Source organism: Citrobacter sp. NCU1, from assembly GCF_010231475.1.
Lineage (GTDB): Bacteria > Pseudomonadota > Gammaproteobacteria > Enterobacterales > Enterobacteriaceae > Citrobacter_D.
The window spans coordinates 115,362-137,087 of sequence record NZ_NRDO01000040.1 but is presented as its reverse complement, the minus strand read 5'-3'; the positions used below and the strand labels follow the sequence as shown (position 1 = coordinate 137,087).

The 21,726-nt window shown below is 50.1% G+C and carries 18 protein-coding genes; 16 read left to right on the top strand and 2 right to left on the bottom strand.

The window, feature by feature from the left end; all coding sequences use genetic code 11:
• Positions 1 to 712: 712 nt before the first annotated feature.
• The gene (gene yahO / locus CJP72_RS13540; protein ID WP_162381883.1) at positions 713 to 982 is read right to left on the bottom strand and encodes a DUF1471 family periplasmic protein YahO; all 270 of its coding nucleotides are present in this window, start codon (positions 980 to 982) and stop codon (positions 713 to 715) included.
• Positions 983 to 1,624: 642 nt separating this feature from the next.
• Here yahO and CJP72_RS13535 point away from each other — a divergent pair.
• The 4 genes from CJP72_RS13535 (at position 1,625) to CJP72_RS13520 (ending at position 5,135) form a co-directional block, all read left to right on the top strand.
• A complete protein-coding gene (locus CJP72_RS13535) occupies positions 1,625 to 1,999 on the top strand; it encodes a helix-turn-helix transcriptional regulator (protein WP_162381882.1) in 375 nt (124 codons plus the stop codon).
• A 635-nt stretch (positions 2,000 to 2,634) separates the two neighbouring features.
• On the top strand, positions 2,635 to 2,979 hold the full coding sequence (locus CJP72_RS13530) for a DUF3302 domain-containing protein (protein ID WP_162381881.1): 345 nt from the start codon (positions 2,635 to 2,637) through the stop codon (positions 2,977 to 2,979).
• 2 nt (positions 2,980 to 2,981) lie between these two features.
• Complete coding sequence (locus CJP72_RS13525; protein ID WP_162381880.1) at positions 2,982 to 4,118, top strand: HlyD family secretion protein; 1,137 nt, start codon at positions 2,982 to 2,984, stop codon at positions 4,116 to 4,118.
• Between the two features lie 93 nt (positions 4,119 to 4,211).
• Complete coding sequence (locus CJP72_RS13520) at positions 4,212 to 5,135, top strand: LysR family transcriptional regulator (RefSeq protein ID WP_162381879.1); 924 nt, start codon at positions 4,212 to 4,214, stop codon at positions 5,133 to 5,135.
• Between the two features lie 63 nt (positions 5,136 to 5,198).
• On the opposite strand, the gene CJP72_RS13515 is transcribed toward CJP72_RS13520, so the two are convergent.
• Complete coding sequence (locus CJP72_RS13515; protein ID WP_162381878.1) at positions 5,199 to 5,525, bottom strand: LysR family transcriptional regulator; 327 nt, start codon at positions 5,523 to 5,525, stop codon at positions 5,199 to 5,201.
• Positions 5,526 to 6,181: 656 nt separating this feature from the next.
• Here CJP72_RS13515 and hemP point away from each other — a divergent pair.
• The 12 genes from hemP (at position 6,182) to adiA (ending at position 21,726) form a co-directional block, all read left to right on the top strand.
• Complete coding sequence (gene hemP / locus CJP72_RS13510; RefSeq protein WP_238340070.1) at positions 6,182 to 6,352, top strand: hemin uptake protein HemP; 171 nt, start codon at positions 6,182 to 6,184, stop codon at positions 6,350 to 6,352.
• A 74-nt stretch (positions 6,353 to 6,426) separates the two neighbouring features.
• The gene (locus tag CJP72_RS13505) at positions 6,427 to 8,412 is read left to right on the top strand and encodes a TonB-dependent hemoglobin/transferrin/lactoferrin family receptor (protein ID WP_162381876.1); all 1,986 of its coding nucleotides are present in this window, start codon (positions 6,427 to 6,429) and stop codon (positions 8,410 to 8,412) included.
• Between the two features lie 47 nt (positions 8,413 to 8,459).
• Positions 8,460 to 9,488 carry a hematinate-forming heme oxygenase ChuS gene (chuS, locus tag CJP72_RS13500; protein ID WP_162381875.1) on the top strand — a complete coding sequence of 343 codons (1,029 nt, stop codon included), beginning with the start codon at positions 8,460 to 8,462 and terminating at the stop codon, positions 9,486 to 9,488.
• A complete protein-coding gene (locus CJP72_RS13495) occupies positions 9,485 to 10,306 on the top strand; it encodes a heme/hemin ABC transporter substrate-binding protein (protein ID WP_162381874.1) in 822 nt (273 codons plus the stop codon). The genes chuS and CJP72_RS13495 overlap by 4 nt, the downstream gene beginning before the upstream one ends.
• Positions 10,306 to 11,298: a FecCD family ABC transporter permease gene (locus tag CJP72_RS13490; RefSeq protein WP_162381873.1), complete on the top strand. Its 993-nt coding sequence runs from the start codon at positions 10,306 to 10,308 to the stop codon at positions 11,296 to 11,298. The genes CJP72_RS13495 and CJP72_RS13490 overlap by 1 nt, the downstream gene beginning before the upstream one ends.
• Positions 11,291 to 12,070 (top strand): heme ABC transporter ATP-binding protein, encoded by a 780-nt coding sequence (locus CJP72_RS13485; protein WP_162381872.1) that lies wholly within the window; start codon positions 11,291 to 11,293, stop codon positions 12,068 to 12,070. The genes CJP72_RS13490 and CJP72_RS13485 overlap by 8 nt, the downstream gene beginning before the upstream one ends.
• A gap of 152 nt (positions 12,071 to 12,222) precedes the next feature.
• Positions 12,223 to 13,854 carry a sensor histidine kinase gene (locus tag CJP72_RS13480; RefSeq protein WP_162381871.1) on the top strand — a complete coding sequence of 544 codons (1,632 nt, stop codon included), beginning with the start codon at positions 12,223 to 12,225 and terminating at the stop codon, positions 13,852 to 13,854.
• Positions 13,851 to 14,570: a two-component system response regulator DcuR gene (gene dcuR / locus CJP72_RS13475; RefSeq protein ID WP_162381870.1), complete on the top strand. Its 720-nt coding sequence runs from the start codon at positions 13,851 to 13,853 to the stop codon at positions 14,568 to 14,570. Before CJP72_RS13480 ends, dcuR begins: the two co-directional genes overlap by 4 nt.
• Before the next feature lie 754 nt (positions 14,571 to 15,324).
• Positions 15,325 to 16,665 (top strand): anaerobic C4-dicarboxylate transporter DcuB, encoded by a 1,341-nt coding sequence (gene dcuB / locus CJP72_RS13470; protein ID WP_162381869.1) that lies wholly within the window; start codon positions 15,325 to 15,327, stop codon positions 16,663 to 16,665.
• Positions 16,666 to 16,760: 95 nt separating this feature from the next.
• Entirely contained in the window at positions 16,761 to 18,407 is a 1,647-nt protein-coding gene (gene fumA, locus CJP72_RS13465; protein ID WP_162381868.1) for a class I fumarate hydratase FumA, read from the top strand.
• Positions 18,408 to 18,516: 109 nt separating this feature from the next.
• A complete protein-coding gene (locus CJP72_RS13460; protein ID WP_162381867.1) occupies positions 18,517 to 19,149 on the top strand; it encodes a DUF2238 domain-containing protein in 633 nt (210 codons plus the stop codon).
• A 309-nt stretch (positions 19,150 to 19,458) separates the two neighbouring features.
• The gene (adiA, locus tag CJP72_RS13455) at positions 19,459 to 21,726 is read left to right on the top strand and encodes an arginine decarboxylase (protein WP_162381887.1); all 2,268 of its coding nucleotides are present in this window, start codon (positions 19,459 to 19,461) and stop codon (positions 21,724 to 21,726) included.

Genomic DNA, 21,726 nt, shown 5'->3' with positions numbered 1-21,726 from the left:
ACCGGCTGTTTGTGTGAAGTGATTCACATCCGCCGTGTCGATGGAGGCGCATTATAGGGAGTTCTCTGACGCCCGCAACCCTTAAATGACAGAAAAATGACTGACTGCTGCATTCCACAGCAAAACCCCGCCTTATACCCATTTACACACAGAGTTATCCACAAAGATGTCGATATTTCCATCCGCAACAACTCACGGTGTGTGTATCTATGCTGCTGAGACACGTCATTTATATATAAAGGACACTCATTTTTTCCTTCATATATATGTTCATCGCAGCAGCCCCTCTGGGAACAGCGCGATAATCTGCGGTGCGATGCCTGCGGCGTTAGCCCAGCGCCAGTACAACCACTTTATAGCGCCCCCTTAATAAGGCTGGTTCTTGCTTTTAGGCAGCGATCTATTCCTATCACCAGGCGTCCCCTGATTTTACCGACGCGGGAAGAAGGACACTGTAAGTGGCTATGGGTGGCTGGAGATGTGTTGAGAGACAGATAGCGATTTTGCGTTTGTCGCCCCAGTCTGTGATTAAAACCAACGCTTCTATATAGAGAGCCCTGCACACTATAAATGTAAAGAACCCGCCGAAAAGGCGGGTTCTTGTTTGATGAGGTTCAGCCCGCACCAGGCCTTTTCTTCCCATTTATTCTGTTTCTGTCGCTGCCGAACATCGCCGAATGAGGTTCTTCCTCTGGGATGGGTCAGTTCAGGCTCACCTTTTCCGGTAAACGTTGGCAGTTCCGTGGATCTTGTTATTAGTGTTGCCAGAAGACATCACGAAAATCTCTCCCCCTTTTTCATCTGCTTTTTTAGAAAGCTCAGATTTCGCCTCAGCCGTACTGGTCGTACCTGATGTAGAAATCTCACCGACGTTGACATACTGATCAGCGACTTTCTCAAAGTCTTTTTGCAGCATCATTTCCGCAGCCTGCGCACTGAAAGACAAAACAGCGACTAGCGCTCCAGCAATTATCTTTTTCATATATCCCTCGTCATCACTGGTTATCACACTTAAGCACTTGTGTTTATTTTGGAAGAACCAGATAGTCACTCAAAATATGTATGTCTGTTCTATGCCAAAGTGGAAAAGTCAATGGTATTTCCTGTGACCTCAAATGACTTACATCACTCACAACACGCCAGACATGATAACTATATGAACAGTTAACGTAATACTGTCAAGAATAATAAAATCATCACTGACAAAATAGATATAACGACCCATACAGTTCCTGGAGGCGCAGGCAGAATAAACGTCAACTTCATTAATTATCTCTAATATAAAACGTTAGATAATTGAGAAGAAAAAATGTTGATAAAAAGTAGAAAGGGGTAGCGCATGACGCAGAATCTCTTTCATTACACTTTCCACCATATATAATCTTGCACACTTCGCTTTAATCAATATTAAGGGTAATTCATCCACACAGGAAAACCAAATAGTTTAAATTAATTAAACAATTAACATTCCATCAAAAATAGAAACAATAAAAATATGCGAAATTCATCACAAAAAAAAGGCTGCGCCAGTCTGGATTTTCGGAAAATAATCGTTGTTATTGATATTGCATTATATGATTATTGAATACATCAACAGTGTACAGTCAGTAGGAACAAAGAATAGATGGCATGTTCAAAAAACAATTTATTTACAAAAGAAGTCTCCAACCAACTGATCGCATTGATTAATGAAAGACCTGAAGACAAGTTGCAGATTGATGATCTTGTCACTATTTCTGGATTTTCAAAGTTTTATCTACAATCTTTTTTTAAAGCACACACGGGAATATCGCTTGGGCGCTTTATAAAAGATATCTACCTGAATCATTCTGCACTCGAAATAATAAACTCACAGAATACTATACTAAATATTGCCTTAAACGCAGGATACAGCTCACAGCAATCATTCTGTCGGGCATTTCGCAAAAAGTATAATATAACCCCTGGCGCACTTAGAAAATCAGGTATAACAGCAGAAGATTTTACAACTGAAATCTAAGCAGAGTTATTAACTACATTCCCAGTACAAAACGATTGTTCTCTAACGCTATCCACTCCAGAATTTATTGCAATAATTTATGCCCTTCCCGGTGCTTTACACAGCGATATATACTCAAAAAAATAATGCATAAAAAAAAGACCGCACGGGCGGCGGTCAAATGATGTGTTAAAAATAGTAATTATTTATTTCTCTTTCAGGCACATTTACTCACATTTCATAAACATCATCAACACAGAAAAAAGAATCCTTTCTCTTACTTGAAGATCCTTATGAAACATTTACAAAATAGCGATTAAAAACTCACCGTGCAATTTAATTATAATCATTATATTCCATATACTTAAATCGTTCCATAATTCTAAACGATTAACTCTAGCGAGACATATTGAATAAGGTATCCTGCTTTCATTACCATTAAGTAAGACATTATCGAAGCAAGTAAAATTAACAGAATATTCACTAAAACCGTACTGACTCAAAACAATATATCGGGATTTATCATCCCGTGAGACATAACCACGCTGCCCCCCTTGGTACTATTCCCCCAAAACCATAACTCAGGGGTGATACGTCAAAGAAAGAAGATGGGTCGAGCTTAGTTTTACCAACCCGACGGAGGGAGGAGGAATAGTATGTTCCTTAATTATTTTGCACTTGGCGTTTTAATCCTGGTGTTCCTGATAATTTTTTACGGTGTCATTATCATTCATGACATTCCTTACGAAATCGCCAAAAAACGTAACCACCCGCATGCCGATGCCATACATGTTGCCGGATGGGTAAGCCTGTTCACGTTACATGTCCTGTGGCCGTTTTTGTGGATTTGGGCCACGTTGTATCGACCCGATCGTGGATGGGGAATGCAGACTGCGCAACAACCGCAGTATGAAAATCTGCAATTGCGAATTGCCGAACTTGAACGGCAATTGAAAAAGCAACAACAACACGCTGACACTGATAACACTCAAGGCAATTAATTGTGGATTTATTAATTATTCTGACTTACGTGGCTTTGGCCTGGCTGGTCTTTAAAATATTCAAGATTCCTGTCAATAAATGGAGTATCCCAACAGCTGCGCTGGGCGGAATCTTTTTGGTTGGCGCCCTGATTCTGTTAATGAACTATAACCACCCTTATACCTTTAAGGCGCAAAAAGCAGTGATATCCGTGCCAATTGCGCCACAGGTGACGGGTATTGTGCGTACAGTTACGGATAAGCCAAACGAACTGATCAAAAAAGGCGAAGTCCTTTTTGAACTGGATCCGACACGCTTCCAGGCCCGCGTTGCAAGACTTGAAGCCGACCTTGTCACCGCAATCCATAATGCTGATTCGCTACAGGCACAATTGGATGAAGCTATTGCGAATACGGCGACAGCAACGGCGCTGCGCGATCGTTTGTACAAAGATTACCAACGCTATTTACAGGGCAGTAAGGCGAAGGTGAATCCGTTTTCAGAAAGCGATATCGATCATGCCCGGCAAAGCTACCTCGCTCAGGATGCGGCAGTAAAGTCATCCGTTGCAGAGCAAGCGCAAATCAAAAGCCAGCTTGATAGTCTTCTCAATGGCGAGCAATCGCAAGTTGCCAGCCTGCGCGCCCAACTTGCTGAAGCAAAATATGATTTAGAGCAGAGTGTTGTCCGTGCGCCGAGCGATGGCTACGCCACTCAGGTATTGATTCGTCCAGGTACTTTCGCGGCGGCGTTACCACTGCGTCCGGTAATGGTGTTTATTCCCAAACAAAAACGACAGATCGTCGCACAATTCCGCCAGAATTCATTGTTGCGTTTAAAACCCGGAGATGAAGCCGAGATCGTGTTCAACTCTTTACCGGGCCAGGTCTTTACAGGAAAACTGGCAGGGGTGCTTCCGGCGATTCCAGGTGGTTCATATCAGGCTCAAGGGACATTGCAATCATTGACCGCCACGCCGGGTAGTGAAGGAGTGCTTGCCCTCATTGATCTGAACCCTGATGAGAATATTGATGCTTTACCGGATGGTATATACGCGCAAGTTGCCGTCTACTCAGATCATTTTACTCATGTGGCCATTATGCGAAAAGTATTACTGCGTATGACCAGCTGGATGCATTACCTCTATCTGGACCATTAAACTGTTCATTGTGCCTTGTGATGTCGGGTAATTATTTCAGGTCGTAGATCATCTACACTGGAAACAAGGCACAATGTTTACAGAACCGACATAATGAAACAATTAAAAATCAGAGACTTAAAAATACTGCTGGATCTTGTTGAAACGAAAAGTTTCAGTCTGTCTGCGAAAAATGCTGGTCTGACTCAGGCCAGCATCAGTAAAAGCATTGCGGCCGTAGAAGAAACGTTAGGAATCAAAATAATTGATCGGGAGAGCCGTCCTGTCAGGCTGACCGCTTTTGGCGAAACGCTGTTACCTCGTATTAGAAAGCACATCATGGAAAACGATGAGCTCTTTGAATTGGTTGATCATTATAAAAAAGCCCCCTCTGGCGAAGTAAACATCTTTTCCCCTTCAGGTATGCAGGTCTATCTTGCAGAAAACATTCTGCCGACGTTATTTCAACGATTCCCCGATTTGAATGTAACAATAACAACGTCTAATCACTATAAAGCCGATTACTTTAAAGGCGTAAGCTTTAATAATTCCTGCGATATGCTGATTTCCTATTCACCACCACATAATCAGAATCTGATCGCAAGGAAAGTCAAGCGCATACGGATGGATGTGTTTGCAACCCCGGAATTCCATGAACAGCATCCCTTCACGACGCCAGATGAGCTATCCCGCCATCCTTTCATTTTGCTAAGTTCGATGGCGAATAATAGTTACGAGAATATTTTTGAGTTTGCGAATGCAGAGACGGCAGAAGTAAAATCGGTCGCTGTTACGGGAAAACTAAAATTTGACAATATTTACACCGCCATCAACTGCTGTCGAAATGGGATGGGGTACATGGTCACGTCCGATTTACTCCTGAAAGATACTACCGGAATACAGGCCGTCCTGCCCCCAGAATGGGGCATTTATATTGATTGCTATGTCATTTATAGAAGCCGGAAGAACCTGCCGTTCCGTGTACAATCATCGTTAGATTATATTATTGAGCTAATGGCACAGGAAAACAAACCGTAACACCCGCTTATCGTAATGTCATTAAACGCAGGCCTGTTGTGATGAGCACACCGTAATACTCATTCAAACGCCTTTAGTTTTACGGGAGTCGTCATTCACCGCCAGAGCAAACTTCAAAAAGGTTTCTCCAATCATTTTATCCAGCTCTACCGCGTACTTAGTTGGACGCAGGCAACGTCCTTCTCTTTCAAAAAGTGGTACGGGAAAGTATGAACAAAAGCGTTTAAGCATTATACTTACTGTTGGTGCTGAACAGTTCAACACTACACTAGCATTAAATATCGTCTTATAGCTCATTACAGCAGAAAAGTAGAGTGCAGAATTAAAATCAATATTTTTCAAATATTCAAAATCATGTTTTTCAAGCATTTCAATATTCTCAATGTTCACTCAATTAGCCTCTCATATAACAACATAAAATATAAGTATTTTAAATGATTGAACAAACAATCATTAGCGCTATAAAGTTATGATATGAAACTATATACACCCAGATATCATTCAGTATCATGGCATTTTATTGTGGAGTTAATGTTTATTTTAATAATATAATACCAACACACCAGGTTAATTAAACTATTTGGCAAAACAAAACAATTAGCATGTTATTCAAAAACTGACTTATAAAATATGCACTAATTCCACTCAGGGGCCGTCCTGATGAATGTTTAAAAGAGTACCAAAACCACAAAAAAGATAAACAATTAAAAGATGCAAAACAGTGAATACTATTATTCCAAAATGGTCATAAAGCCAGAGACTTCATCATTAAATTTCATGTTCCAGGATCAGGAACAGAACGCCAACAGCACACCAGTGCAATTCAAACGCGAGGAAAATATCGTATCCCGATCGGGACGGGGCTTTTGACAACATGGAACCTTTCCCCTACACCGGCTCCACCCCAGGGTGGCCCGACGTTCCTCCTCTGGCAAAATTGATCCAGACACAATTTCGCGAAATAACGCTTGAACCAAAATTTGATCTTCATGATAATCATTCGCATTATCATTTTTGTAACGGACGTGCCTGGTATGCTTAACACTATGGCAGCACAACACATTAAAGACACTACGCCGCTCTCCCCTTCTCGCGCTAAGCGCCAGATAGACAGCAAGATGCTGCTTGGCGAAGAGGGATGGGTGCTGATTGAACATAAAGGTCAACATTACCTGCTGCGCCAGACGCAATCCGGAAAGCTGATCCTGACTAAATAAAACATCCTGTTTCGCCAGCCACCCAGGTCACCCCAGGCAGCCAGCACTTTTCAATTTCCTTATGGAGAGTTGTTATGCTACGCCTGCAATCTGCCTCTTTGCGCCCATCGCTACTGGCGATCATCATCGCCAGCGCCTTACCTGGGGCAGCCTACGCAACCACAGATGATATGACCGTCACCGCGACCGGTAACGCCCGCAGCACTTTCGATGCACCAATGATGGTCAGTGTTATTGATACCGCCGATCCCGAAAACCAGACCGCCAGTTCTGCTGCCGACCTGCTGCGTACCATTCCCGGCATCACCCTAAACGGGACGGGGCGTACAAACGGTCAGGATGTTAACCTGCGTGGCTATGATCGCCGCGGTGTATTGATTTTGGTTGACGGTGTGCGCCAGGGAACCGACACCGGGCATCTCAACAGCACGTTTCTCGACCCGGCCTTGATTAAGCGTATTGAAGTCGTGCGCGGGCCTTCAGCGCTGCTGTACGGTAGCGGCGCGCTGGGCGGCGTCATCGCCTATGAGACCGCCGATGCCAAAGATCTACTCCAGGAAGGACAAAACAGCGGATTCCGCGTCTTTGGTACGGGCGGCACTGGCGATCACAGTCTGGGGATGGGTGCCAGCGCTTTCGGTCGCACAGAGAATCTGGACGGTCTGGTGGCATGGTCCAGCCGCGATCGCGGCGATTTACGTCAGGGTGATGGTTCGACCGCGCCCAACGATGAGTCCATCAATAATATGCTGGCAAAAGGCGCCTGGCAGATTAACGATGCGCAGTCGCTGAGCGGCTCATTGCGCTATTACAATAATGCCGCGCAGGAGCCGAAGAATCCGCAGACCATTGAAGCCACAAGCGGCAGTAATCCGATGGTGGATCGCTCGACGATCCAGCGTGATATGCAGATGTCTTATAAACTCGCTCCGCAAGGCAATGACTGGCTGAACGCCGATGTCAAAGCATACTGGTCTGAAGCCCGCATCAACACGCAGAATATCGACAGCACCGGTGAATTTCGCAAGCAAACGACCAAAGGAGGAAAAGCGGAAAACCGCAGCCGCCTTTTCAGCGACTCTTTTGCCTCTCATCTGCTGACGTATGGTGGAGAATATTACCGCCAGGAGCAGCATCCAGGCGGAGCCACGACCGGATTCCCGGAAGCGAAAATCGACTTCAGCTCAGGCTGGTTACAGGATGAAATCACCCTACGCGATCTGCCCGTTACCCTGCTAGGCGGCACACGTTATGACAACTATCGCGGCAGCAGCGACGGTTATGATGACGTCGATGCCGACAAATGGTCATCGCGTGCCGGGATGACCATTAGCCCCACCGACTGGCTGATGTTGTTTGGTTCTTACGCTCAGGCATTCCGCGCGCCGACAATGGGCGAAATGTATAACGACTCAAAACACTTCTCTATCGGCAACTTCTACACTAACTACTGGATACCGAATCCGAATCTGCGCCCGGAAACGAACGAAACGCAGGAATATGGTTTTGGGCTGCGCTTTAACGACCTGATGCTGTCCAACGACGCGCTGGAGTTTAAGGCCAGCTACTTTGATACCAACGCGAAGGATTATATCTCCACGGCCGTCGACTTAGCTGCAGCCACTACGATGTCTTACAACGTCCCGAACGCCAAAATCTGGGGCTGGGATGTGATGACAAAATACACAACCGACCTGTTCAGCCTTGATGTCGCCTACAACCGTACGCGAGGCAAAGATACGGACACCGGCGAATATATCTCCAGCATTAACCCGGACACCGTCACCAGCAAGCTCAACGTACCGGTGGCGCAAAGCGGTTTCTCCGTTGGCTGGGTTGGCACCTTTGCCGATCGCTCAACGCACATCAGCAGCGAATACACGAAACAGCCGGGCTATGCCGTGAACGATTTTTACGTCAGCTACCAGGGCCAACACGCACTGAAAGGCATGACGACGACGCTGGTACTGGGTAACGCCTTCGATAAAGAGTACTGGTCGCCGCAGGGCATCCCGCAGGACGGTCGTAACGGCAAGGTTTTCGTGAGCTATCAATGGTAATCATCGCGCCCCGGTTCGCCGGGGCCATTATCAGGAAGGAAGAGACAATGAATCACTACACACGCTGGCTTGAGCTAAAAGAACAGAATCCGGGGAAATATGCGCGTGATATCGCGGGTCTGATGAATATCAGCGAAGCCGAACTGGCGTTTGCCCGCGTCGGCCATGATGCCTGGCGACTGCACGGCGACATCCGCGAACTCCTCGCCGCGTTGGAAGCCGTTGGCGAAACAAAATGCATTTGCCGCAACGAGTACGCGGTACATGAACAGGTTGGCGCCTTCACCCACCAGCATCTGAGCGGCCATGCCGGGCTGGTGCTTAACCCTCGCGCGCTCGATCTGCGCCTGTTTCTGAATCAGTGGGCCTGGGTGTTCCATGTCAAAGAAACGAGCGCCCGCGGTGAGCGCCAAAGCATTCAATTCTTTGATTATCATGGGGATGCTGTACTGAAAGTGTACGCGACCGACAACACGGAAATCCCGGCATGGAATGGCGTTTTGCATCGTTTTATCACCGAAGAGAACCCGCCGCTGGCGTTGAAAGTGGCCGACGCCCCCGCCAGTGCGCCGCAGGCAGATGCGGGAACCGTTGAAAAAGAGTGGCGTGCGATGACCGACGTTCACCAGTTCTTCACGCTGTTAAAACGCCACAATCTGACCCGTCAGCAGGCGTTTGAACAGGTTTCTGACGATCTGGCCTGCAAGGTGCCGAACAGCGCGCTGGCTGAAATCCTTAACGCCGCCCGCCATGATGGCAATGAAATTATGGTCTTCGTCGGTAACAAAGGATGTGTACAAATCTTCACTGGCGTCGTTGAAAAAGTGGTGCCGATGAAAGGTTGGCTGAACATATTTAATCCGACCTTTACGCTGCATCTGCTGGAAGAAAAGATTGCCGAGAGCTGGGTAACGCGAAAACCTACTGCTGACGGTCACGTTACCAGCCTCGAACTCTTTGCGCATGACGGCACGCAAATTGCCCAACTCTACGGTCAACGGACTGAAGGCGAGCCAGAGCAATCACAATGGCGTAAGCAGATAGATGCCCTTGCGCCAAAAGGACTGGCGGCATGAAAAAATGGCTCGCCCTGATTGTCGCACTGCCGCTGAGCGTGCTTGCAGCCTCGTCAGATAGGATCGTCACCCTTGGAGGGGATGTAACCGAGATCGTCTATGCGCTCGGGGCGCAGTCCTCGCTTGTCGCACGCGACAGCACCAGCCAGTGGCCTGAGGAGGCCACTTCCCTGCCTGATGTGGGTTATCTTCGCCAACTCAATGCCGAGGGACTCCTCGCTATGCGCCCCACGCTTGTGCTGGCCAACAGCCAGGCGCAGCCTTCGCTGGTTCTCAAACAACTTGAGCACAGCAAGGTTCAGGTGATTACTCTACCGGGTCGCAACGATCTCAGCGTCATTGATGAGAAAGTTCAGATCATCGCAAAGGCCACTCACCGGGTTGCACAAGGCGAGGAACTGCGAAAATCGTTACAGCAGGAAATCACGGCCCTGCCAACAACACCGCTCAATAAGCGCGTGCTGTTTATTTTGAATCACGGCGGGATGAGTGCGATGGCGGCGGGCCAGCAAACGGGGGCTGACGCCGCTATTCGCGCGGCGGGATTACAAAACGCCATGCAGGGGTTCTCTCGCTACCAGCCGCTTTCGCAGGAAGGGATCATCGCCAGCCAGCCTGATCTTGTGGTGATCCCCCAGGAAGGACTGGCGGCGCTGGGCGGCGAAGAAAACTTGTGGAAACTGCCCGGACTGGCGCAAACACCAGCCGGTCGCCATAAGCAGGTACTGGCGGTCGATGACATGGCGCTCCTCGGCTTTAGCGTGCGCACGCCACAAGCTATCCAGCAGTTACGCGGCAAAGCGGAGTCATTGCCCTGATGCCAAGGCATATCACGTTCTCCCTGTATACACTGGCGCTGATGCTGGCGCTGGCGACAGTTCTGGCGAGCGGTTTTGGCGCTCTGCGCCTGCCGGTGAACCTGCTCTGGCGTGAAGGCGATGATGCCTTACGCCAGATTTGGTTGACCATTCGTTTGCCCAGAGTGCTGCTCGCACTGGTTGTCGGCGGTTCGCTGGCGTTAGCAGGGTGTGTCATGCAGGTGCTTTTTCGCAATCCTCTTGCCGACCCCGGCCTTCTCGGGATCAGCAGCGGCGCGGCTTTCGCGGTTGCGCTGTGGGTGGTGCTGCCGTTCACCTTGTCTCCGCTGCTGATGCTTTACGCCCCGATGCTGGCGGCGTTCGTTGGGGCGCTAATGGCGACGATGGTGATTTTTCTTCTCAGCCGACAACATCATGGTTCGCTGTCACGGCTACTGCTCGTCGGCATCGCCATCAATGCCTTGTGCGGCGCGGCGGTAGGCGTTCTGTCGTGGCTCAGTAACGATGCGCAACTCCGCCAGTTGTCACTGTGGGGAATGGGGAGCCTCGGTCAGGCGCAGTGGTCAACGCTGCTGGCGGTGACCTCGCTGATGCTCCCCACGGTATTGATCATCTGGCGTCTTGCCGCCACGCTTAACCTCCTGCAGTTAGGCGAAGAAGAGGCCCACTATCTGGGGGTCGATGTACGCACTGTTCAGCGTATTTTACTGGTCTGCAGCGCATTGCTGGTCGCTGCGGCAGTCGCCATCAGCGGAGTCATTGGTTTTATCGGTCTGGTTGTTCCGCATGTGGTTCGCATGGGGTTAAGCGCGGACCATCGGGCAGTGATCCCGGGTTCGGTGCTGGCCGGCGCGTTCTTGTTACTCGTTGCCGATACGCTCGCCCGCACGCTGGTTGCCCCGGCAGAAATGCCGGTCGGACTCCTGACCAGCATGTTGGGGGCGCCCTGGTTCCTGTGGCTTATTTTTCGCCAGGGAGGACAGCATGACTGAACGCCTCATTGCAGAAGAGATAGGCTACGCGGTCGCCAACAGACCCGTGATTCGTGAGGTTTCTCTTACCCTTACGCAGGGGGAGTTGCTGGCGCTTATTGGCCCCAACGGCGCGGGAAAATCAACGTTGCTACGGCTCCTTACAGGCTATATCCCCCCCGCGCGCGGTCGCTGTCTGTTAGCAGGCAAACCGCTGGCGCAATGGTCAGCGCAAACCCTTGCGCGCTACCGCGCCGTGATGCTCCAGAAAACGCAGATGGGTTTCGACTGGCCAGTCGAAAGCGTCATTGGGATGGGGCGTATGCCCTGGACACAACAACCGGAACCGTCGGTAATTCATCAGGTGATGCAGTTGACCGAATGTCTGTCGCTGGCGGGAAGACGCTATGCCGCGCTGTCCGGCGGCGAGCAACAGCGCGTACAGTTAGCCCGCGCGCTAGCGCAGCTGTGGCATGAAGGCTCGCCGCGCGGCTGGCTGTTTCTTGATGAACCCACCTCTGCGCTGGATCTGTTTCATCAGCAGCATTTGCTCCGGCTGCTTAAATCGCTCACCCGCCAGGGGCATCTTCACGTTTGCGTGGTGTTGCACGATCTCAATCTGGCGGCACTGTGGGCCGATCGCATCCTGCTACTGTATGAAGGCCGGATCGTCTCTGAAGGTTCGCCCATCACCGTTTTGCAACGCGAAACGTTATCCCGCTGGTATGGCGCCGACGTTCAGGTTGGCCCGTATCCCAGCGCCCCAACGCCCCATGTCTTCCTGACCCCTTAATATGTCCACCGGGTTCAGGAGGTCAGCCAGCAAATTCCGAGGTTTTACAGGTCGTTAATTATGTTGCTCCGGTGCCAGAAAAAACCTGGCGCCTTTGAATTACGCGGCCCATCAGGGATAATACCCTTACGATTCGTGAATTCAGGACTGCGATGAGACACTCCCTGCAACGCCTCGCTGTGCGTAAACGACCCATGAAACTCGGTACGACGGTGATATTGATGGTCAGCGCCGTGCTGTTCTCCGTGCTGTTGGTTGTCCATCTGATTTACTTCTCACAAATCAGTCAGATGACCCGTGACGCACTGGCGAACAAAGCGCTGGCGGTGGCGCGGACGTTGGCAGACTCCCCGGAAATTCGCCACGGGCTACAGAAAAAGCCCGAAGAAAGCGGTCTTCAGGCGATTGCAGAAGCAGTAAGCAAGCGCAACGATTTGTTGTTTGTCGTGATTACCAATATGCAGAGCACCCGCTACTCGCATCCCGAAGCGCAACGCATTGGCAAACCGTTTAAAGGCGACGACATCCTTTTGGCCCTACAGGGAAAAGAAAATGTTGCCATCAATCGCGGTTTTCTGGCGAAAGCACTGCGGGTATTCACTCCCATTTATGACGAAAACCATAAACAGATCGGCGTCGTCGCCATTGGCCTCGAACTCAGTCGGGTCACTGAGCAAATCAACGACAGCCGCTGGAGCATTATCTGGTCTGTGTTATTTGGTGCACTGGTCGGTCTGTTAGGCGCTTACGTGCTGGTTAGGGTGCTAAAACGCATTCTGTTTGGCCTGGAACCCTACGAGATCTCCACACTTTTTGAACAGCGCCAGGCCATGCTGCAATCAATGAAAGAAGGGGTAATCGCTGTCGACAGCAGTGGTGAAGTGACATTGATAAACCAGGCGGCGCAGGAGCTGCTCGCCTACCGGAAATCCCAGGACGATGCACAGCTCTCCACCCTCAGCCATGCCTGGTCGCAGGTCGTGGATCTCAGCGAAGTGCTCCGCGACGGTAAACCGCGCCGCGACGAAGAGATCACCGTCAAAGATCGGTTGCTGTTAATCAACACCGTCCCGGTGCGCAGCAAAGGAAAGATCATCGGCGCCATCTCAACCTTCAGGGACAAAACCGAAGTTCGCCAGCTCATGCAACGACTGGATGGCATGGTCAACTACGCAGACGCACTCCGTGAACGATCCCACGAATTTATGAATAAATTACATGTGATTCTGGGATTATTGCACCTGAAGAGTTATAAGCAGCTGGAAGATTATATTCTTAAGACCGCGAATAACTATCAGGAAGAGATCGGCTCGCTGTTGGGAAAAATTAAATCTCCCGTGATTGCAGGTTTTTTACTCAGTAAGATGAATCGCACATCCGATTTAGGGCACAGCCTGGTGATCAGTAATGAAAGCCAGTTGCCGGAGTGCAGCAACGAAAATCAGGTTACTGTGTTGATTACCGTATTGGGGAATTTGATCGATAACGCATTGGAGGCGTTCGATCAAACGCCAGGCGGTGAAATCAGCGTATCCTTACATTATCGACATGGTTTTCTACACTGCGAAGTTAACGATGACGGTCCGGGCATCGAACCCGACCGCATAGCGCACATTTTTGAGAAAGGCGTCTCGTCAAAGGGAACCGAACGTGGCGTCGGTTTATCTTTAGTAAAACAACAGGTTGAAAGTATTGGCGGTCACATTTCCGTCGAGTCGGAACCTGGGATCTTTACACAATTTTATGTACAGTTACCCTGGGATGGGGAGAGGACCCTCGTATGATCAATGTCTTAATTGTCGATGACGATGCGATGGTAGCGGAGCTAAATCGCCGCTATGTTGCACAAATCTCTGGCTTTCATTGTTGCGGAACCGCCTCCACGCTGGAGAAAGCAAAAGAGATCATCTTCAATGGAGAAAACCCTATTGACCTGATTTTGCTGGATATTTACATGCAAAAGGAAAATGGGTTAGATCTGTTGCCGATCCTGCACAGCGCGGGCTACAAATGCGATGTCATTGTGATATCTTCAGCGGCCGATGCCACCACCATCAAAGATTCCCTCCACTACGGCGTGGTCGATTACCTGATCAAACCGTTTCAGGCTTCTCGTTTCGAAGAAGCACTGACGGGCTGGCGGCAACGGAAAATCGCCATGGAAAAGCGTCAGTACTATGAACAGTCAGAACTCGACCAACTCATTCACGGCAGTTCCTCCAGTGAGCAGGAGAGTCGACGTCTGCCAAAAGGGCTGACACCGCAAACGCTGCGCACACTGTGCCAGTGGATTGACGCACACCAGGAAATGGAATTTTCTACTGATGAACTGGCAAACGAGGTTAATATATCTCGTGTTTCCTGCCGTAAATACCTTATTTGGCTGGTCAACTGTCATATTCTGTTTACCAGTATTCATTATGGCGTAACAGGCCGACCGGTTTACCGCTATCGTATTCAGGCTGAGCATTACTCATTACTGAAGCAATATTGCCAGTAAAAAGAAAAAGCAGGCCTGGGCGTTATTCGTTATATAATGGTAAAAAATATTACAATAATGAAAAATTACCAGGCTGCCGGTTTAATTATCACAATACAAAGCTTGTGCCAGATCAAACTTGAGCCATAATACGGCTTTTAATTCAGTATGTTATTATTGATTCACGCTACGTTGTTTTTAATTTCATAAGCGCTAACAAAAGTTTTTTAAGTATTATCTAACTAACAGAGTGTGTATTTTTAATAAAAAAGGACTTGCCTGAATTAGTCAAACATTTAGGTAATTTAAAATAAGTAGCAATGGAGAACATGCTACATCTTATGAATACCGTATCTTTTTGTGAGCAGACGACTGATTCCACATGTCAGGATAATCACTCAACATCCCGACGTGATTGTGATCGCATAAATAAAGCCCCTTTCACTTTTAGCTGTGACTTAGGTAATAGCGGAAGCGGTGTTGCTGATGATATGTTATTGAATAACTGGAATAACATTCAAAGAGTACAGCATCAGTCCCTGTTCGTTATTAAGTCTTGCCGCCATCGCCAGGGATCTCTCTTCTCTGAAAAGAACTATAATAAAAACTTAAATACTTTTAATAAGTCTCTAAAAAATCTGGCATAGCATTAATGCTTTTATCGCAAATACGGTGTACCGAATATTTGTCAATTTTGGGTGCTTCTACAGAGAAATCAAAAATTGACTGTGATCCCTTTAACAAATTTGACTGGGTTTTTCGCGAGGGTAAATAAATGTTATTTAGTATACAACTTCTCATTATATTAGTGTGTCTGTTTTATGGCGCCAGAAAAGGCGGTATCGCGCTGGGTTTGTTAGGCGGTATCGGTCTTGTCATTCTGGTTTTTGTTTTCCATCTTCAGCCGGGTAAACCTCCGGTCGACGTTATGCTGGTTATCATCGCGGTGGTGGCGGCATCGGCGACCTTGCAGGCTTCCGGCGGTCTGGACGTCATGTTGCAGATTGCGGAGAAACTGCTGCGCCGCAATCCGAAATATGTCTCCATTTTGGCCCCCTTTGTGACCTGTACACTGACCATTCTCTGCGGTACGGGCCACGTGGTGTACACCATTCTGCCAATCATCTACGACGTTGCGATTAAGAACAATATTCGCCCGGAACGTCCAATGGCGGCGAGCTCCATCGGCGCGCAAATGGGGATCATCGCCAGCCCGGTTTCCGTTGCGGTGGTATCACTGGTCGCGATGCTGGGTAATGTGACCTTTGAAGGCAAGCATCTGGAATTCCTTGATCTGCTCTCTATCACTATCCCTTCAACGCTGTTGGGTATACTGGCTATCGGTATCTTTAGCTGGTTCCGTGGTAAAGACCTGGATAAAGACGAAGATTTTCAGAAGTTTATCTCCGTTCCGGAAAACCATCATTATGTGTACGGCGATACCGCAACACTGTTAGACAAAAAACTGCCGAAGAGCAACTGGCTGGCGATGTGGATCTTCCTGGGCGCGATCGCAACTGTCGCCGTTCTGGGTGCATTCTCTGAACTGCGTCCGACTTTCGGTGGCAAACCGCTGTCCATGGTTCTGGTCATTCAGATGTTTATGCTGCTGACCGGTGCGCTCATTATTATCCTGACTAAAACCAATCCTGCTTCTATCTCAAAAAATGAAGTGTTCCGTTCAGGTATGATCGCCATCGTGGCGGTGTACGGTATTGCCTGGATGGCGGAAACCATGTTTGGCGCGCATATGGATGAAATCGAAGGCGTGCTGGGCGAAATGGTGAAAGAGTATCCGTGGGCCTATGCAATTGTTCTGCTGCTGGTTTCCAAGTTTGTAAACTCCCAGGCGGCAGCGCTGGCGGCCATTGTTCCGTTGGCACTGGCAATCGGTGTGGACCCGGCTTACATCGTGGCTTCAGCACCTGCATGCTACGGCTACTATATTCTGCCGACCTACCCGAGCGATCTGGCGGCCATTCAGTTTGACCGTTCCGGCACCACCCGCATTGGTCGCTTCGTGATCAACCACAGCTTCATTTTGCCTGGTTTGATCGGCGTGAGCGTCTCCTGCGTATTTGGCTGGATCTTCGCTGCCATGTACGGGTTCCTGTAACCACACCTCGCGTGCCGCACCGTTAAGCGCGGCACGCACCTCGAAATAGACAGTGAATGTTACATTCCTGATAAAAACGAACAGGCTGGAAGCAAATGTCAAAAATCGAATTCACTTACCAGGCGCCTTTCCCGATGGGGAAAGACAAAACAGAGTACTATCTGCTGACCTCCGAGCACGTTAGCGTTAGCGACTTCGAAGGAGAGTCGATTCTGAAGGTCGAGCCACAGGCCCTTACGCTACTGGCCCAGCAAGCCTTCCACGACGCCTCCTTTATGCTCCGCCCAGCACACCAGCAACAAGTCGCCTCCATTCTTCACGACCCCGAAGCCAGCGAAAACGATAAATACGTCGCGCTGCAATTCCTGAGAAACTCTGAAATCGCGGCGAAAGGCGTATTGCCAACCTGCCAGGACACCGGCACGGCGATCATCATGGGTAAAAAAGGTCAGCGCGTCTGGACTGGCGGCGGTGACGAAGAGGCGTTGTCAAAAGGTGTGTTTAACACCTATATCGAAGACAACCTGCGTTATTCGCAAAACGCCGCGTTAGATATGTACAAAGAAGTGAACACTGGCAGTAACCTGCCCGCGCAAATTGACCTCTACGCCGTTGACGGCGATGAATACAAATTTCTCTGCGTCGCCAAAGGCGGCGGTTCCGCAAACAAAACGTATCTGTATCAAGAAACCAAAGCCCTGTTGACCCCAGGCAAACTGAAAAACTTCCTCGTCGAGAAAATGCGTACCCTGGGCACCGCGGCCTGCCCGCCGTACCATATCGCGTTTGTCATCGGCGGCACCTCTGCGGAAAGCACGCTGAAAACGGTGAAACTCGCCAGTACGCACTACTACGATGAGTTGCCGACCGAAGGCAACGCGCACGGCCAGGCGTTCCGCGACGTTCAACTGGAGCAGGAACTGCTGGAAGAAGCGCAAAAACTCGGCCTCGGCGCTCAGTTTGGCGGTAAATACTTCGCTCACGATATCCGCGTGATCCGTCTGCCGCGTCATGGCGCATCCTGCCCGGTCGGTATGGGCGTCTCCTGTTCGGCAGACCGTAACATCAAAGCGAAAATCAACCGCGACGGTATCTGGATCGAAAAACTGGAACACAATCCGGGCCAGTACATTCCGGAATCCCTGCGTCAGGCAGGTGAAGGTGAAGTGGTCAACGTTGACCTCAACCGTCCGATGAAAGAGATCCTCGCCCAACTCTCACAGTATCCGGTCTCTACCCGTCTTTCACTGACCGGCACCATCATCGTGGGGCGCGACATTGCCCACGCGAAGCTGAAAGAGCGTATTGATTCAGGAGAAGGTCTGCCGCAGTACATTAAAGATCACCCGATCTACTATGCAGGCCCAGCCAAAACACCGGCTGGCTACCCGTCGGGTTCTCTGGGTCCAACCACCGCCGGTCGTATGGACTCCTACGTTGATCTGCTGCAATCTCACGGCGGCAGCATGATCATGTTGGCGAAAGGTAACCGTAGCCAGCAGGTGACCGACGCCTGCCACAAGCATGGCGGTTTCTATCTGGGCAGCATTGGCGGCCCGGCGGCCGTTCTGGCGCAGCAGAGCATCAAGCACCTGGAATGCGTGGAATATCCGGAACTGGGTATGGAAGCGATCTGGAAAATCGAAGTAGAAGATTTCCCGGCCTTCATCCTCGTCGATGACAAAGGCAACGATTTCTTCCAGCAGATCGTCAGCAAGCAGTGCGCTAACTGCGCGAAATAATCTCCACGGCCCGTTTCCTGGCGGGCCGTTTTCTCCTATGCAAGACAGGCGTTGAATTTTTTCCCCTTGCGGTGAATAGTGACCTTTTCCTTTGAGTCACAAAATCATCATGACCCGCACGCGAAATCCCTTGATGTTACAAGCTGGCGCTCTCATTTTAGGGCTGATTCTCCTCTATACCGGCCTCTCTGCCGGGGAGAAACTCACCTGGCTGATGGAAGTCACGCCGGTGATTATTGTCGTCCCGCTGCTGCTGGCAACGGCGAAACGTTATCCCCTGACACCCCTGCTCTATACGCTCATTTTTTTACACGCCATTATTCTGATGGTCGGCGGCATGTACACCTATGCCAAAGTCCCCATTGGATTCGACGTTCAGACGTGGCTGGGACTGGAGCGCAATCCCTATGACAAATTAGGTCATTTTTTCCAGGGGTTAGTCCCTGCGCTGACGGCGCGCGAGATTTTGCTGCGTGGGCAAATTGTCCGTGGGCGTAAAATGCTGGCCTTTCTGGTGTGCTGTGTCGCACTGGCCATCAGCGCGACGTATGAACTTATCGAATGGTGGGCGGCACTGGCGATGGGTCAGGGGGCGGATGATTTTCTTGGCACTCAGGGCGATCCGTGGGATACCCAGTCAGATATGTTCTGTGCTCTGCTCGGCGCATTAACCACGGTGATACTGCTGGCCGGCTGCCATTGCCGCCAGCTACGACGATACAAACTGTTACCAGGCTCCTGACCCTGGGAAGACTCCGCGCTTATCCCGCCTGCACCCGGCATAAGACCGCCAGGCCGGATAACGTGTTCGCACCGCTTGCCGACAATATCACTATCAGCCAAAAAAATAATTCACCTGTCGATAAACCACGTCACTAAAACGTTATCAATCCAATTTAATACTTTGTTTATTAAAACAAAAAATTAAAATTCGTGTGTTTTCCGCTCACTTTACACCCTCTCTTCTTCAGGATAATACTTGCCCGCGTCACATTCATACGGTGTGTCTGCAATCCGCAAATTGCATTACCTCCACAACGGGTAAGAGATGATGAAAGTATTAATTGTTGAAAGTGAGTTTCTGCACCAGGACACCTGGGTCGGCAGCGCCGTCGAACGTCTGGCGGATGCCTTAAACCAGCAAAATGTCACCGTCATTAAGTCCACGTCTTTCGATGACGGTTACGCCATCCTGTCCGCCAATGAAGCCATTGACTGTTTGATGTTCAGCTACCAAATGGAACAGCAGGATGAACACCAGAACGTCAGGCAATTGATCGGCAAGCTTCACGAACGTCAGCAAAATGTCCCGGTTTTCCTGTTAGGCGACAGGGAAAAAGCGACGGCCTCGCTGGGCCGCGACCTGCTGGAGCTTGTCGATGAATTCGCCTGGATTCTGGAAGACACCGCAGACTTTATTGCCGGGCGCGCCATCGCCGCAATGACCCGTTATCGGCAGCAACTTCTGCCACCGCTGTTCAGCGCGCTGATGAAATACAGCGACATCCACGAATACTCCTGGGCAGCGCCTGGTCACCAGGGCGGCGTCGGTTTTACCAAAACACCGGCAGGTCGTTTTTACCATGATTACTATGGAGAAAATCTGTTCCGTAGCGACATGGGGATCGAACGAACCACACTGGGCTCTTTACTCGACCATACTGGCGCCTTTGGCGAGAGTGAAAAAAATGCGGCCCGCGTCTTCGGTGCCGATCGTTCCTGGTCCGTGGTGGTGGGAACCTCCGGTTCTAACCGTACCATCATGCAGGCCTGCATGACCGACAACGACGTAGTGGTGCTGGATCGTAACTGCCACAAATCCATCGAACAGGGGCTGATCCTGACCGGCGCAAAACCGGTCTATATGGTGCCGAGTCGCAACCGTTACGGCATTATCGGGCCTATCTACCCGCAAGAAATGCAGCCGGAAACCTTGCAGAAAAAAATCAGCGAAAGCCCGCTGACCAAAGACAAAGCGGGGCAAAAACCCTCCTACAGCGTCGTGACCAACTGCACCTATGACGGTGTGTGCTACAACGCAAAAGAAGCGCAGGATCTGCTGGCACAAACCACTGACCGCCTGCACTTCGACGAAGCCTGGTACGGTTATGCCCGTTTTAACCCGATTTACGCCGACCACTATGCCATGCGCGGTCAACCGGGCGATCACAGCGGCCCGACCGTTTTCGCCACCCACTCCACCCACAAACTGCTGAATGCGCTCTCCCAGGCTTCTTACATCCACGTGCGTGAAGGTCGTGGCGCGATAAACTTCTCCCGCTTTAACCAGGCGTACATGATGCACGCCACCACCTCACCGCTGTATGCGATTTGCGCCTCCAACGATGTGGCGGTTTCGATGATGGATGGGAACAGCGGCCTGTCGCTGACCCAGGAGGTGATTGACGAGGCGATCGACTTCCGCCAGGCCATGGCGCGGTTGTATAACGAATTTTCCGCAGATGGGGAGTGGTTCTTTAAACCGTGGAACAAAGAGGTCGTCACCGACCCGGCCACAGGAAAAACCTACGACTTTGCTGACGCCCCGAGCAAACTGTTAGCCACTGACCAGAACTGTTGGGTGATGCGTCCAGGCGAATCCTGGCACGGCTTTAAGGATCTGCCGGATAACTGGAGCATGCTGGACCCGATAAAAGTCAGTATTCTGGCGCCAGGCATGGGCGATGACGGTGAACTGGAAGCGACAGGGGTGCCTGCCGCGCTGGTAACAGCCTGGCTTGGCCGTCATGGGATTGTGCCGACCCGCACCACCGACTTCCAGATTATGTTCCTGTTCTCTATGGGGGTCACCCGTGGTAAATGGGGAACGCTCATCAACACCTTATGCTCTTTCAAGCATCATTATGACGCCAACACGCCGCTGGCGCAGGTGATGCCGGAACTGGTGCAGAACTATCCTGATACTTACGCGAACATGGGTATTCACGATCTCGGCGACACCATGTTTAACTGGCTGTGTGAAAATAATCCGGGCGCCCGACTCAATGCCGCTTATTCTGGTCTGCCTGTTGCTGAAATCACGCCGCGCGATGCCTGGGATGCCATCGTCAACAACAACGTTGAAATGGTGGCCATTGAAAACCTGCCGGGTCGTATTGCGGCGAACGCCGTCATCCCTTACCCGCCGGGAATCCCAATGCTGCTGTCAGGGGAAAATTTTGGTGATGAAAACAGCCCGCAGGTGAGCTATTTACGCTCGCTGCAGTCCTGGGACCATCATTTCCCTGGCTTTGAACATGAAACCGAAGGAACGGAAATCATTGATGGTGTGTATCACGTCATGTGCGTGAAGGCGTAA